The organism is Botrimarina mediterranea, assembly GCF_007753265.1.
Lineage (GTDB): Bacteria > Planctomycetota > Planctomycetia > Pirellulales > Lacipirellulaceae > Botrimarina > Botrimarina mediterranea.
The window spans coordinates 2,248,779-2,262,821 of record NZ_CP036349.1 but is presented as its reverse complement, the minus strand read 5'-3'; the positions used below and the strand labels follow the sequence as shown (position 1 = coordinate 2,262,821).

The following is a 14,043-nucleotide window of genomic DNA, read 5'->3' as shown; positions in this document are numbered from 1 at the left end:
GCATTTGCTGGGCAACACGATTGTGGACTCAACGAGCATCACCACGCCAGGGTGATGCCGCATTCACTTTGCTGGGTGACGAGTGCGGTAGCCCAGTACTTTCGCCACAGCGTCGTCAGGTCGTCCCCTCTCCGCGGTCGGTCGTCTCCGTCCCCACAACAACGGTGACCTCAGCGCCGCAGAGGTTCGTGACCAACTCGTCGGCATCGAGTAGGCCGCGCAGGTCGCGCACGCCGATCGCCTCGGCGATTGTCGTAGCGTAGACGTCGTGAATGGCTGTTACTTCATACTCAGTGAAGATACGATAGGTTTTCTTGGCGTTGATTGTCTTCCCGGACATGGTTGGTTCCTTCTGATACGGGCCATTTAGGCCGATTGCAATCGATGTCCCCTATCATGCTCTAGCAGAGAAGTCAAACAACAGTGGGAAGACAGTCGGATTCTTGAGAGCCGTCTAAGGGCACGTTAGCGTTCACGCGCCTATCACTCTGGGTCTTACTGTGAAGCTGGAACGCAAGCAGCGAGCGGCGCGCCGCGTTGTCCGATGCCTTGTTGCAGCCATGTTGAGTACCTCCGCCAACGTGGTAGTCTGAAGTCCTACAAAGCGTTCACGCGCTCACGCTCTTTACGCCTTCTTTCTGGGTAGACGGACTCGCAAGCCGCGGTTGCCGGGACTGGTTTCGTTGTGGAACCGGCCCCCGAGGCGGGCGGCGTGCAGCATCGCTAGCAAGGTTTTCTCTACCCCATTTTCTTTGGCTCCCCTGCTTCTCTCAGGGCGAGCGTTTCCCCAGCCACAGCCTTTCTGGTTGTTGGCCCAGCCATGGAGACTCACATGAAGAAGGAAGAAGCGAAGTCGCTTTGCGACTCGGCGCTGTCGGAACTGGCGGCGGCCCTCGCGGCCGGCAAGAGCGAGGAACTCATCAAGTACCTCGACACGATGAGCCGCTTCCACAACTACTCGTTCGGCAACTGCCTGCTCATCGCCCGCCAGCGACCGGCCGCCACTCGGGTGGCCGGGTTTCAGGCGTGGAAAAAGCTCGGCAGGACGGTCAAGAAGGGCGAGCGAGGGATCTGCATCCTCGCCCCGATGGTCGGCAAGAAGGAAGACGACGACGGCAACGAAACCAAGGGGGTTTTTGGTTATCGGGCGGTCCACGTCTTTGACTTGGCGCAGACCGAGGGGGATGAGCTTCCCGACATCAACCGCATCGCCGGTGAGCCGGGCGACCGGCTCGATAGGCTTGCCGCGTTGGTCTCGTCGCTTGGCATCGAGCTGGGTTACGAGGAGCACCTCGACGGGGCCGACGGGGTCTCGGCCGGAGGCCGCATCTACTTACGGAAGGGGCTCAGCCCGGCCGAGGCGTTCAACACCCTCGCCCACGAGCTGGCCCACGAGTTGATGCACAAGGCCGAGGATCACAAGACGCTCTCGAAGACTGTCAAGGAACTCGAAGCCGAATCGGTGGCCTACGTCGTCTCGCACGCGGCGGGCCTCTCCGGGGCCCTCAAGCAGTCGAGCGACTACATCCAGTGCCACCAGGGAGACACCGAGCGGCTCACCGCTTCGCTCGGACGCATCCAGCAGACCGCGACGCAGATCCTCGCCGGGCTCGAACGCCGCGAAGTCGGACTCACCGTGGTCACGGTTTAACTCAGAGGAGGTTCTCGCAAGAGGCAATCGGTTCGCTGCACGCCGCCCTTGCCTCTCTCTTACGCACGGCGGCAGGGTCCTTTATGGATTCCTCACGAGCGCCAAAGCTTCGGGAGGCGTCAGGATCGTCAGCTCAGGGAAACGGGCGACTAAATCACGGCCCGCCTCGGTGCCGGTGTCGCGAAGCGACAACAAATCCTCGTCCCGAGAGACAACTAGACGGGCCTTGGCGGCGACCGCGAGGTCGATGTAGTGAGCGTCGTCGGGGTCTCGCGGGAATTCGAAGACATGCGGCGGGTTGTCGATCATCGTTGCGATCTGACGCAACTTGTCGGCGAACGCCTGGACGCGTTGAGCGTCGTAGCGGAACTTGGCCGCCAGGTGGGGCCGGTTCAGGACGTCAACGACCTCGCCGAGCACCACCTCGGAGACGTATAGCGCTAAGGAGCCGCTCACCGCTTCGGCGAGCAGCGCCGCCGCGGGGCCTCGTTCAGAGACGAAGGCCTGGAAGTAGACGTTGCAGTCGAAGACGACACGGAGCGGCGTTTTCATCCGGCGACGGCGTCACGGCGTTCCTGCCGGAGCGAGTGCTTCTCGTGCTCGAACTCCTCGACCGCTTCGTCTTCAGTCATGCCGGTCTCGGCAAACGCCGCCCTCACGGGGGCTAGCAGTTCGTTGAGTTCATCGAGTGGCGCGACCTTCGTCGCGACCGCCTCGATGACGACCTGCTCTTCGCTCTTACCCAACGACTTGGCGGCTTCCGCCACCTTGGCCGCCAACGCGTCCGGGATTTCGACATGGATAGCCATCGTTTTCTCTCCTCCGACAAGTATACCACGGTCCGGCGTCACGAGTCACGCTCTTTCGATGGCGTCGAAAAAGCGGTTCGTTACGGGGCGTCAGGGCGAGGCGATTGCGGTCAAATCCGAGGCTGTCGTGTGGACGCCAAATACTATGGTTGGGTTGACGAATAGATTTGCTTTTCGAAGCCGATCCGTGGCATGGTGAAACCATGCAGACCCCTCTTCCCCAACCCTTCGACATCAGCAACCTAGAACCGGTCCTCTTGCAGGCCACCCTAAAACTACCAAGTTTGTCGCCGGCCGATGTGCGGGCCGGCTCACATCTCTTCTCGTCCGCGCTTGCCGACGGGGGTTATTGCGACGCCCGGCGGAACCCAGCCGTGCTGACCGAGCTGCTAACCCGGTGCTTGCTGGCGGTCTCGACCGAACTGCTAGAGCAACCCGATCGGGTGCTTGCGTGTTTCGATACGGACCGGTTTGGCCCACGCTCTGAGCGTTCGTGTGACCTGCTGGTGGCTTCGGGCGCCGGGGCGACCAAGAACGCTTTCTGGATCGAGAGACGCGTCCGTCGTTGGAAGATGAGCGATGAGTGCTGGGCGGCGGTCCGGGCGGGCATTGTCACGATGGCTGTCGGTTCGCTTGTGACGATCGGCCGCTTGCCGCTCACCACCTTCTCGGAACCTGCTTTGCACTAGAACGAGTGACAGCTAGGCCGGTTTTGCTTCAAGCTTTCCATTTCGCCATGTCGCTGATGGGCGGGCGCCTATATCGAGATATCTGGCATCGAATCGAGCGACTACTACTGTAGCTACGCCCTATTCAACCGCGGCCGCATCTAGCGCCGGGATCTGAACAAGGTATGCCGGGGGAAGGTACAAGCAGCGGAGCAGCTGGGCGCGGTTGAACGTCGTGCGGTCGAAACGAAAAAGGCCCTCGGAAGGATGCTCGTTCGGGCAGAGCAATCGCAGTTCCCCCGTCTCACGCCAACGCTTCATCAGAGCGCCGCACTCGGCGGGAGCGAAGCGCAGTCCCTCGACGACAGCGCCAGCGGTGGCGAGGGCGATGTTCTGACCGACGAGATAGACCTCATTGACAGGGCTCGCCGAAGCGTCGAGGTAGATGAGGACCGTGTCAAAGTCGGTCGGGTCGATCCGAGTCTTGTAGGCGGTTTCTAGTTCGGCGAGTCTTTCCAGAAGCATAGAGCATCAGTAGCACGGATTGCTCACTCTGTCGACCAGTGTCTTTCGACTATAGCTTACGGGCGGCTAATGTCAGCGTCGCAGTGGCGACCAAGGGTGATGTCCTCATCAACACGAGCTAGGCGCCGAGCCGCCGGACGCGTCGAGCCAAAGCGGCGCCTTCGAGTAGGCGGTTGGCTGCCTAGAAGGATTATTCAAGGGGTTGAGCTCCGAGGACGGCGTCACCAACGGCTATCATGTCGGAAAGTTCGTTGGTAAATCGCTTGTACTCCGCGGGCAAGTGTCGCTCTCCATTCTCACTCTGGATTGCGGGGAATCGGTCGACAGACCTCGCGGGCCTCGGCCCGTTCGGGGGGGGCTCCTTTGATATCATCCAGCGATCGTTTCATGTCGGCTTTGATCCGCTTGCGGTCCTTGGCGTCCCTCGCAAGCCGCAAGAGGCGGAGCAGGCAGCGTAGTTCAAAAAGCGAGGCGCCCTGGTCGCGTGCGATCTTCGCTCCTTTCCGATAATGTGTGGCGGCTGCCACTTCGTCGTCGAATCCCTCAAGCAGAACGTCGCCATAGAGGAGCTGAGTACAAGGCGCATAAAACGTGTCCTTGATGCGTTCGACCTCGGTCTCGGCGTCGCGGACCTGCAATCTGGCGAGGTAGGTCTCGCCCCACTTGTGGGCCGCCTCAGCGACAAGGCTTCGCCAAAATGGCAACGACACTCGCATCGGCGTCTCCCTGTAGGCGACGAATTCTTCGAACAATTCGTCAAGTCGTTTCGGATGGCCCCTCATCGCGTCGGCCCAGAGGCGGATGATCCGGCCCAACGCCACGAATGCCGGGATATGAGCGTCTCGCGCTGTCACAATCTCTTCATCCGCGTAACCGGCCGCGCCGTCGGGGTCGCGTAGGAACACCCGTAGGACAGCGGCGCAGTGCAGCGCGAACACCCGCGAGGGATCCGACCGAGCAACTCTGGACTGCTCGATCGCCTTCGTACTGACCTTCATTGCTTCGGGCGTCCTTCCGATCGCGGCGAGCGACAGGCACGCGTGTCCATAGGCGGCGACACGGGTGTCGAGCGGCGATCCGAGGCGGTCGATCAAGCCACCATCGAGGCGCCTAATGCTACTTGAGCAGAGCAGCGCTACGGCGCGGACGTGCTTGCCCGTATAGAAGTGGCATTCCCCAAGCGCCCGCGCGGCGAACGCCTTTTCGGACGGTGTCGATCGGGTGCGGCGCATTATCCGGGCGATCGCCTCGGCGGAGTGGTAGCGACCCGAGGTGATATAGAACTGCCAAAGGATCTGATTGGCCTCGGCAATCGTAACATTTAACTCGTCCGCCATGGATTTCAGCCGCCGTCCGATCTCTGCAACGCGCGCGTGGGCGAAGGAACGGCTTGTCATCGCGTGTTTGCCGTCCTCGACGAGCACGCTGGGGTCAAGCGAAGCATCAGCTTTTTTCGCGATATAACCCACGCGATCGTAGTACGCCTCGCGGCTCGCGTCGTCGAGCAGGTCTTCGAAGGAAACGCCTAATTCTTTGGCGAAAGTACGAAGCGTGCTCTCGTGCGCGCACCCACAGGAAAGCACGCTCTTGATCGTATTGCGACTGAATTTCAGCCCGCTAAGTTCTTCGTCGGTGACGCGGCTGAGCGACTGGTAGCGAACGAGACGATCTTTGTCGAAACGGTAACTGCCGGGATTGCACGGCTTCGGACCCGTTTCGGTCTTGTCGTTTTGCTCGGACGCAGAATGACGCTTCATGTCGACTCCGCTTGTGGTAATTGACTTGGTTGAATCCCACGATGGGGCTCATGCACTCGGGCTCGATTGGTCCGAGTGACTCCGCATCTTGCATGGTGGCATAGACCTCGGATTCTGCAACTTTGCGTCACGGGGCGACGGCCTGGCCACCAAGCTCCCCGGCACGGGCGAAAAGCAGTTCCCTACCCCTAACGAGCAGAGGACGGCTGTAGATATGAGGCACAACGTGACGAGTTACGAGTTCGGCGACCGCTGCCGCATGAGCTTCGAGGTGGACGGCGAGCTGGTCGCCATCGAGCCGACCGAGGGGGGGAGGCTGTTGACGTTGCGGGTGCTCCGAGTTTGCGGCGGCAACGGGGCCCAGGCGCTCTGGAGCTGCGGCGCCGATGGCGTCCTTGAGCTGGTCGCCGAAGCGAGCGAGAGGCAGCGCATCCTCGCGCTAGGGCTGAGCGCCCGTCAGCGCGCCGCCCTTAAGAAGCGCCTGAGCGGGCTGTCGTGCGAGGAAGCGGACAAGCTCCTCAGCGAGTTCTCGAAAGAGGCGTCCGTCAAGTAGCTGACGGTCGTCACCCGTTGAGCATCGCCTTCCAACCGCCCTACATAAACATGAAGAACGCCTCCGTCCTGTTCTCGTCGAAATCGTCGGACTGGGAGACTCCGCAGTTTTTGTTCCAAGGCCTCAACGCCGAATTCGGTTTCGACGTCGACGTCTGCGCGACGCCGGAGAACGCAAAGTGCGTCCGCTACTACAGCAGGGACGACGACGGCTTGAGCGTCGATTGGGGCCAGGATGCGTGCTGGATGAACCCGCCTTACGGCCGGCAGATAACGCGTTGGATGGCAAAAGCGTACGAGTCGTCCCAACGCGGCGCACTGGTTGTCTGCCTCGTCCCCGCCCGAACCGACACCGTCTGGTGGCACCGGTACGCCGCCCGCGGCGAGGTCCGATTCTTGCGAGGCCGGCTTCGCTTTGGTGACGCGAAGAATTCCGCGCCGTTTCCGAGCGCTATCGTCATCTTCCGCCCGCCCGGCGGCGGCTTACGCAACCGCCCCGGGGCGTGAGCCCCCTGTAAAACGGAACTTCAGCGCAACAAGCACCCACCCCTAGCCCTAGGAAAGAAGCGATGCCAACCCAAGCACCCAACGGCCCCGCCGCGGAGTTCGTCTTCAGCGCCATCAAAGTCACGGTCTGGGCCAACGAGTCGGAAGACGGCCAGGTCCGCTACAGCACCTATGTGAGTCGTTCCTACTGTCTGCCGCCTGAGCAGCGGCAGGACGAAAAGGACAACGGCTGGAGGAAGACCCATTCGCTGCGGTCGGAGGATCTTCTTGAGGTATCCAATGCTCTCATCCAAGCGCACGCCAAGATCGCCGAGCTGCGCGCCGCCGACCGGCAAGCCCGCAAGGAAGCGAAGAAGAAGGAGGTGGGGCGATGAGCGTTCGCAAGTTTTCGTTCGCACCGTTCTCTGAACGGCCTCGTCTGTCAGGACCGGAAGAGTCTCGTCGCCACGCTCCCGAGCGTTCGGGTCGCCACGCCATCTGCTTTGGCTGGGACAATAGTCCGTCGACTTACATCAACGGTGGCCAGGAAGAGATCAAAGAAGGTGTGCGGCGGTTCTCCCAGCAGATGCGCGCCGATCCACGTTTGGCGGGTCGCGTCGACGTTTCGGTTTGGGCGTTTACCGACAGCGCTGAAACCAAGTGCTACGTCGACTCGAGGCCCGCCGAGGGGCTGCAGATGCCAGAGCTGCCGACATCGGCCTCAACACCCCTCTATGGCCTCTACGCCGACATAATCGAGCATGCGATTACGGAACGCAACGCACGGCAGGCAGAGTGCGACGTAGACATTGCGAGCACATGGATCTTTGTCCTCAGCGATTACTGGGCTAACGACCCTGGTCGACGCCATCGCGCCCTGGAGGCGCGTGACCGGAGCCTCGAAGAGGGCATCAACGTCTTCTTGCTATTGGCCGGTGAGAACCCTGACTCCGCCATCGCAGAGGAGCTCGCTCACCCCAGCCGTCGGCCGATGGCGATGCGGGGTGTCAAAGACTTCGTCAACTTCTTTGATTTCGTCTCAGACTCACTGTCGCTGAAGGCGCGATCCGTGGCGGGTCAAGTCCTGCTTCTGGAAGACCTGACCGGCAAGCCGATGCGGGCGGAGGGTTAGCGATGACAAAGCGCGTCACTCTCGAAGTGTCCGACTACGCGCTTGACCTAGGGCGGCCCCTCGGTTCCGGCGCTTACAGCGACGTATTCCCGCACTCGACGAATCCTAGTCGAGTTTTGAAAGTGCTAAGGGGGGAGGCCGATGTGCAAAAGCTCCGCTGGCTGAAGTCGGTCTCCTTAACGCCGAGCGACCCGGAGCACGATTACGCCTTACCGGGAGACCTGGCGATCGACAGCGAAGGCCGCGTTGTCGGGTACGCCATGCCCGCCGCCCCCACCGGCGCCCTCGACCTGGAGTACGTCTTGGGGGCGTCTGGCTGGCTGCCGATGTCATACCTCATCCGCGTCGCCCGCAACCACGCCCGGTCGGTCGCGGACCTGCACCGGGCTGGCTTGGTGCGTGGCGACTTGCCGAACTCGTTGGTGACGGACGCGGGAGCAGTGTTTGAGGTCGACCTCGACTCCGTCGCGTGCTACGAAAACGGCCTCAACTATAGCTGCAATACCGGCAAGTGGGAGTACGCGGCGCCGGAGCTTATTCCGGTCTTAGAGTCTTGTAACTTTCGCTCGATGACAGGGCACGACGTCTGGGCTTTAGGAGTCGTCATCTTCCAGCTTGTCATGGCGGGGGTGCATCCGTTTGATTGTCATTGGCTCGGCGCAGGCGACCGACCGAAACTGACCGAACGCGTCCAGAGTGGGCTCTGGCCCTACGGCCGCCGTCACGCCGATGTCGAGCCGAAGCGCGACGCCCCCGATTACGACCAACTGCCGAGTGAGCTGCGTCAACTCTTTGGCCGCCTCTTCGATCGTGGCGCGCTGGCGCCGGAGAAGCGGCCCGACATCGAAGACGTTGTCGATGTCCTCGACGCCCTCGACACCGGAGACGACGTCACGCTGAGCCCCGAAGCATGGGAAGTGGTCCGTATTGGTGGAGGCCCGCCGGCCCGGCGCCACTCACGGAGTGATGTTAGTCGCCTCGAAAAACCTTTGGCGGCCGCGTCGCTCTTAGCCGCCGGGGCGGCTGCCGTGTGGTCCGGCGTCGTCTCGGCGCCGGTCGCTCCCGTAGGAGTGGTTTCGGAATTATTCAGCGGCCCCAACTTTGTTTCCGGCTCCGGCCAAAGCCCTCGCGACAACCTGGGCGAGGAACAGTGGCTCTCTTCGGTCTCCTCCTCTACGCCGCCGCCGTTCCCCGTGCATCTCTACGAACTTGAGGCGGCGGCGAGTGGCGAGACCCCCACCCTCTGGCAAATCCTTCGGAGAAGAACCCGATGACGATCCGAGTACTGGTATCGCTGGGGTTGCTGGGACTGCTGGCGATGGCGCTTTATGGCGCGGCGCTGACGAAGGACACTCCTGCCCTCCCCGTCGAAGCCGAGAGCGTAGCGACGGCGGAGGCTAAGGTCTTTGAACGCGGACTCCTGTGGCGCAAGGAAGTCGAACGCGACGAGAAAGCGATGCGTTTGTCGCTTGACCGGCTCGACAAAGCGATCGCCCTCATCGCGGACGACAACTTAAACGGTGAGCGGCTGACGATCGTTGAGCTGCGGGCGGTCGTCCGTCAGATGCAGCGGCGCACGCCCGAAGTTGCCGCTGCGCACAAGGAAGCGCGTGCGGACACGCTGCGGTACGGCGAGACTTTGTGCGAAGCGGCGCCCGTCTTGTCCGCGGCGGCGAAACGGTTCGAGGACTACGCCGCCGATGAGCCCTACGAAGAACTAAGGGATGACTACCGGCTGTGGAGCGAGTCGTTTCGGGCGATCGCCGAGAAGTACCTCCAGCAAGAGACTCTGGTCGGCCCCACGGTCGAAACCATCACCGACAACCTCGACTTCGTTGAACGGGTCGATACGCAGCTCAAAAGGGTCGAGGCGCTGCTTGAAATCGTGCCCGAAGAAAGCGCCGAGACGGAAGAATTCCTTTCGCGTTTGGCCGCCTACGTCCGTTCGTTCGCAGACTTTCGCGAGCGGCTGCGGTCGTTGCACGGCCGAACGACGGGCCAGCGACTTGAGCAGGAAGCCGAGCAACCTGCCGTCAAGATTACCGTGACTTCGCTCAAGGCCGACGCCCGTCAGAAGACCTTCGCGCAGGACAAGCCGCTGCTGCTCCCCCAATCACTGAGTGCGCTGTCCAATGTCCCCGCGGTCCGACGAGAGGCGTGGTCGCCGATCCCGACGCCCGACATCTCTTTCACCAGCGAGCGGGCAAAGCCGGAACCAAGGGTTAACCCGCGGAAGGCTGAAGCGAGGGCGACCACGCAAAGGCGGGCCGAGCGATTCGCAGGCGTCTGGGCGGCGCCCGACTCGAACTTCGAGATCGTCCTGGAGCGTTCGGGCGACGACCTGCTGGCGAGCATTGGCCGGCGTGGCGTCGTCACCGAGGTCTCAGGCCGGCTGCGCCAGCGAGGCGAGGCCGATTCGTTTGTCGCCGAGCGGCTTGTTTACACCTTCGCTTCGGGCGAGTCCGTCGACCTCGCCGGGACGGTCCTGACTTTCACCGACGACGGCCACGCCAGCGTGACCGGCGTCCGCTACGGCTTTGCGACGCGTAGCGACAAGGTCGTGCGCCTTGGCCTTCAGAACTACGAGCTCCGCCGTGTCCGGTGACGCAGCCGGCCCGCCCACTCCCTCAAACCAACTGGAGTTTTTGTTGATCGTTTAGTCATCCCTGCGAGTTTTCGTCGCCCTCCGCCCGTTGTCTGCCGCGTGCTGATTGCTTGATAGCCGTCAGCAGGAAGCGGATCAACAACCGCGAGCCTCTCTCGCTTCCTCGTTGTGAGAGTCTCGCTATTGAACGGAGGAAAGTATGTCACTTTTTGGCAACAACAAGAACGGGAGCCGCAACAGGGAAGGTCGTCGTTTCACATCGACCGAATCGGCTCGGGTTAATGAGACGACCGAGGTCGATCTGTTTGTCGCGGACGACGGCGCCTTCTGGGGCCTGAGCCGCACGAACCCCAACGGGGGCAGGTCGTATCGGCTGTTAAAACCCGAACAGTGCCGGGACGCGGCCGAGGCGGTTGGGTTCATGGCGAGTGTCTTCGCTAAGGACCCGAACTGTCCTATCGACCTTCAATCGGAGCTTAGCGAGCTGAGCAAACGGATTGAAGCGGTTGTGTCCGAGGTGAAAGCGATGGCGAGGCCGAACGGCGCGACCAAGCCCACCGGGCTGCTCGCGGCGATGGCTGGCTAAACGTCAACCCCGGAGTCCGGGCCCTCACCTAAAGGTGAGGGCCCGGCTCCTCTTTCCGGCTTAACCGCCTGACGCCCTAACCACTTCGTACGCCGATGCCCCCAAAGAACACCGAACCGACCCAGCGACGCATCGTCGTGCTGCCGCTCCCGCTGCTTGCCGTCTGGCTCGTTGGTGAATGCGTCTGGTGCGCGGCAAGAGAGGTCGCTCGGCTTGCGAGCAAACGAAAGCGCACGTCGCCGGCTCACAAGGTCGTGCCAGCGGCCTGCGCCGTCGCCGAGAGGCTTGGCCGCCACCACCAAGACAGCGACTGTCGATGGATCGCCGAGAAGCTGTTTGAGCACCTCAACGCCTACCGTATTGAGCAAGGCTGCCGCCCCGTGACGTGGAACCTGCAACTCGAGCTGTCGTCCCTTTACCAATCGACGCGGATGGGCGAGCTAGAGGAGTTTGCGCACGTCTTGAGCGACGGCGTCGTCCTCCCCGAGCGGCTGGAGCGATTTGGCTACGAGTACGAGCGGTACGCCGAGAACCTCTTTTATGTGCTCGCCCCCGGCAAGGGACTCGGCGCCCTCGCCTGGATGATGCACGACGGGTGGGTCCATTCGCCGGGGCACCAACGGAACCTCGTCGGCGACACGGCCGAGGTCGGCATCGGGGTCATCCGCGACACGTCCGGCGGCTACTACGCCACCCAGAATTTCGGCACGCCCCAGCCAACGAGCCACTTCGCGCCCCCAACACGCCGAGCGCGCCACGCATGACGCAAGTCGCGTCCTCACGCCCAGTTACCAGCTTTCCATCGCCGTCCCTCGCCACCCGACCATCCCCCCCCAATGTCCACCGCCGCCGACAACCCGAACCGCCGCCGGAAAGCCGAGGAGTACGCCGAACGCGACTTGGCGGTGCTTCGTCATGTGCTGCGCTACCAGGCGGCGGTGGCGGCGACGGTGTCGAAGCGGTTCTTGGAGGGAAAGCAGGCGGGCCACGTCTTGCGGCGTTACGAGGCGAAGGGCTGGATCACTCTCCAAACAGCGGCGATCCCGGGCGGCGTGTCGTACGCGACGCTGACGCCGGCCGGCGGCCGTGAGATTGGCGTGACGGTCCGGCCGAAGGCGATGAGCGGGGCGGGTCTCGACGCGGCTATGGCGGTCGCTTGCTTCTGCGTACTGGAGGCTGCGGAAGGCGTGCGTCGAACACGTTTGAAGCCGCAAGAGGTCAACGAGCTGGACGGTGGGTTTGCGGCGAATACACCGCATCTGGTTACCGACGAGTTCGATGATGGAAAGGAGGAAGTGCCGCGGATCGTCTTGCTTCGAGTTCTTGTCGCCGCCTCTGGAAAGCCCAAGACGATTCGTGACAAGGCCGACGAAGTCTTTCGCAAAACGCTTGCGAACGCCAAGGTGCGTCCGTGGGTTCAGTCGCAAGACTTCGGACTGGCGGTCGTCGGGCACACGCCCGAGCGCGTCGAGCAGTTGCAGGACGCCTTCGACGGCGACCGACGGTTTGACGGTCGTCGGGTGGTCATCGGCCTCGGTCCGACGACCGCGACGCTCGCCAAGGTCCTACGACGCGGGAGCCAGCCATGACGCCACCTCTTCAACCCGTCCGTCCTGGCTTCATCCGCCTAGGGATGACCGACTCCGGCCCGCTCGACGTCGCGCTGGACCAGCTGCGCGAGAAGCACTTCGCTATCACCGGTCCCGTCGGGCAGAGAAAGACGCTCTTCCTGCTGTCGGTATTGAAGCAGTTCATCATGCTGCCAACGGATGGCTGCTTCTTCATCGACCTCGGTGGCGACCAGGCGGCTTTCTGGATCCTCAAAGAAGCGGCCGAGCAAGCCGGCAAACCTTTCTACTTCCTCTCGCTCGACAACGGGCACGACGGCTGCTCGTGGGACCCGATCCAGGGGACGCCCGCTTACGCGGCGGACGTGACTCTCGCCGAGTCGGGGACGGCCTCGGGGCTCTCGCTGTTACACGGCGAGGGCTACGGTCGGAAGTTCTGGGGCCGCATCAACTTCAAGGCGATCACGCAGGCCTTCGCGACGCTGACGACGACCCTGGGGCGTTTGCCGAGTTTCCCCGAGCTGGCGCGTGAACTGAGCCGGATGGGTGAAGCGTGCAAGAACTCCCAGCACACCAGCGAAGCCTACCTCGCCGCCGAGACGCTGCTCAGCTTCGACGCGCTCACCGGCAAGGGATCGAAGAAGCTCGACATCGGCGAGGCGATCGAGTCGTCTGCCGTCGTTGTCGTCTATATCCCGTCGGCGCTCCGCGTTGAGTCGGCGCGAGCTGTGGCGACGATGATGATTTGGTCGCTGTTAGTCCAAGCCGCCCACCGATATGAACAAGGCAAACCAGTTCGCTACCTCCACGTGCCGGTAGACGAGTACGCTCAGGTCGCGTCTTCGAGGAGTGCCGTCGACAGCGGCATGGTGCTCGCCAGAAAGTGGAGCATCGCCTACTACACGGTTTTTCAGGACGATTCGCAGCTTATCAATCCCGAAGGGGACCTCCGGCCGATCATCCGCAGCCAATGTCAGCGGATCCTCTTCGCCCGCGAATCCGAGGAGGAGATCAAGGAGCTTCAAAACCGCAGCCTCGACGTGTTGCGTCCCGACAAGAGCCAGTCGCTTCGCGGCATGTCGCTTACGACCTCGGTCCGAGAGACGCGCGAGCCGGGACTCACTCGCAACGAGATCCTTGAGCTCTCCGGAGTCGCCATGAAGGCGTACGCCGTGCTCCGGCTGGGCGACAAGCATCGCGACCCAATCCCGTTCACGGTCATCCCCCCAACCGCTTCACCGGCAGAGCACACCAAGCTCAAGAACAAGCCGCTTCCCTCGAAGCTGCCTGCAACTCCAACGCTTTCGACACCAGCAAGCTCGCAAGTCGCCGCGACGCCCCTGGCAGCCGACGACCTCCACCGCTCGGACCGCGTGGGTCGGCTGCGAGACCTCTACCGCCGTCTCTGCGATGAGCAGTCATGGCGGATTCGTCAAGAAGCTCCGCAGTCGGAGAGCAAATGAAGGCTCTCGCACGCTCAACACCCGGCTCTGCGACGACGGCTCAGCTGATCACCGTCCAACCAAGCCTTCTCGCAAGCGAAGGCCGGGTTGTGCGGTGTTCCGAAGGGTTTTGTCGCTACGACGTCCTATCCACTTGCTCACTCCTGTTCTCCGCTCGCTCGCAGCCGCGGCCGCGAGCGAGGGGCGAAGCTAACGAGCCCTCGCCGCCCCGGCTAACTGGCGAGGCTCTATCCAAGGAGAT

At 62.6% G+C, this 14,043-nt stretch carries 17 protein-coding genes; 12 read left to right on the top strand and 5 right to left on the bottom strand.

From position 1 onward, the window contains the following. Positions 1 to 115 precede the first annotated feature (115 nt). Positions 116 to 340, bottom strand: coding sequence for a hypothetical protein (locus tag Spa11_RS09100; RefSeq protein ID WP_145111083.1), 225 nt, complete (start codon positions 338 to 340; stop codon positions 116 to 118). A gap of 492 nt (positions 341 to 832) precedes the next feature. Here Spa11_RS09100 and Spa11_RS09095 point away from each other — a divergent pair, with 492 nt between their 5' ends. Further along, positions 833 to 1,651: an ArdC-like ssDNA-binding domain-containing protein gene (locus tag Spa11_RS09095; protein ID WP_145111081.1), complete on the top strand. Its 819-nt coding sequence runs from the start codon at positions 833 to 835 to the stop codon at positions 1,649 to 1,651. An 81-nt stretch (positions 1,652 to 1,732) separates the two neighbouring features. Here Spa11_RS09095 and Spa11_RS09090 read toward each other — a convergent pair whose 3' ends face one another. Together Spa11_RS09090 and Spa11_RS09085 are read right to left on the bottom strand one after the other, a co-directional pair. Continuing rightward, entirely contained in the window at positions 1,733 to 2,203 is a 471-nt protein-coding gene (locus Spa11_RS09090; RefSeq protein ID WP_145111078.1) for a putative toxin-antitoxin system toxin component, PIN family, read from the bottom strand. Further along, the gene (locus Spa11_RS09085; protein ID WP_145111075.1) at positions 2,200 to 2,460 is read right to left on the bottom strand and encodes a hypothetical protein; all 261 of its coding nucleotides are present in this window, start codon (positions 2,458 to 2,460) and stop codon (positions 2,200 to 2,202) included. The genes Spa11_RS09090 and Spa11_RS09085 overlap by 4 nt, the downstream gene beginning before the upstream one ends. A gap of 203 nt (positions 2,461 to 2,663) precedes the next feature. Between Spa11_RS09085 and Spa11_RS09080 the strand changes: the two genes are divergently transcribed. After that, entirely contained in the window at positions 2,664 to 3,149 is a 486-nt protein-coding gene (locus Spa11_RS09080) for a hypothetical protein (protein ID WP_145111072.1), read from the top strand. Positions 3,150 to 3,269: 120 nt separating this feature from the next. Here Spa11_RS09080 and Spa11_RS09075 read toward each other — a convergent pair whose 3' ends face one another. Together Spa11_RS09075 and Spa11_RS09070 are read right to left on the bottom strand one after the other, a co-directional pair. Then, a complete protein-coding gene (locus Spa11_RS09075) occupies positions 3,270 to 3,653 on the bottom strand; it encodes a hypothetical protein (RefSeq protein ID WP_145111068.1) in 384 nt (127 codons plus the stop codon). Positions 3,654 to 3,949: 296 nt separating this feature from the next. Further along, positions 3,950 to 5,410 (bottom strand): hypothetical protein, encoded by a 1,461-nt coding sequence (locus Spa11_RS09070; RefSeq protein WP_145111066.1) that lies wholly within the window; start codon positions 5,408 to 5,410, stop codon positions 3,950 to 3,952. A 226-nt stretch (positions 5,411 to 5,636) separates the two neighbouring features. Between Spa11_RS09070 and Spa11_RS09065 the strand changes: the two genes are divergently transcribed. The 10 genes from Spa11_RS09065 (at position 5,637) to Spa11_RS09020 (ending at position 13,802) form a co-directional block, all read left to right on the top strand. After that, positions 5,637 to 5,963, top strand: coding sequence for a hypothetical protein (locus Spa11_RS09065; RefSeq protein ID WP_197529854.1), 327 nt, complete (start codon positions 5,637 to 5,639; stop codon positions 5,961 to 5,963). A 50-nt stretch (positions 5,964 to 6,013) separates the two neighbouring features. Beyond that, entirely contained in the window at positions 6,014 to 6,469 is a 456-nt protein-coding gene (locus Spa11_RS09060; protein ID WP_145111060.1) for a DNA N-6-adenine-methyltransferase, read from the top strand. Positions 6,470 to 6,531: 62 nt separating this feature from the next. Then, positions 6,532 to 6,843, top strand: a complete 312-nt coding sequence (locus Spa11_RS09055) for a hypothetical protein (protein ID WP_145111057.1) — start codon at positions 6,532 to 6,534, stop codon at positions 6,841 to 6,843. Next, on the top strand, positions 6,840 to 7,580 hold the full coding sequence (locus Spa11_RS09050) for a vWA domain-containing protein (protein ID WP_145111054.1): 741 nt from the start codon (positions 6,840 to 6,842) through the stop codon (positions 7,578 to 7,580). Before Spa11_RS09055 ends, Spa11_RS09050 begins: the two co-directional genes overlap by 4 nt. Before the next feature lie 143 nt (positions 7,581 to 7,723). After that, positions 7,724 to 8,854, top strand: a complete 1,131-nt coding sequence (locus Spa11_RS09045; RefSeq protein WP_145111051.1) for a protein kinase domain-containing protein — start codon at positions 7,724 to 7,726, stop codon at positions 8,852 to 8,854. After that, the gene (locus tag Spa11_RS09040) at positions 8,851 to 10,185 is read left to right on the top strand and encodes a nitrogenase component 1 family protein (protein WP_145111048.1); all 1,335 of its coding nucleotides are present in this window, start codon (positions 8,851 to 8,853) and stop codon (positions 10,183 to 10,185) included. Before Spa11_RS09045 ends, Spa11_RS09040 begins: the two co-directional genes overlap by 4 nt. A gap of 199 nt (positions 10,186 to 10,384) precedes the next feature. Beyond that, positions 10,385 to 10,771, top strand: a complete 387-nt coding sequence (locus Spa11_RS09035) for a hypothetical protein (protein WP_145111045.1) — start codon at positions 10,385 to 10,387, stop codon at positions 10,769 to 10,771. A gap of 95 nt (positions 10,772 to 10,866) precedes the next feature. After that, entirely contained in the window at positions 10,867 to 11,535 is a 669-nt protein-coding gene (locus Spa11_RS09030; protein WP_145111042.1) for a CAP domain-containing protein, read from the top strand. Between the two features lie 72 nt (positions 11,536 to 11,607). Further along, entirely contained in the window at positions 11,608 to 12,360 is a 753-nt protein-coding gene (locus Spa11_RS09025; protein WP_145111039.1) for a hypothetical protein, read from the top strand. Further along, entirely contained in the window at positions 12,357 to 13,802 is a 1,446-nt protein-coding gene (locus tag Spa11_RS09020) for a hypothetical protein (RefSeq protein ID WP_145111036.1), read from the top strand. The genes Spa11_RS09025 and Spa11_RS09020 overlap by 4 nt, the downstream gene beginning before the upstream one ends. Positions 13,803 to 14,043 lie beyond the last annotated feature (241 nt).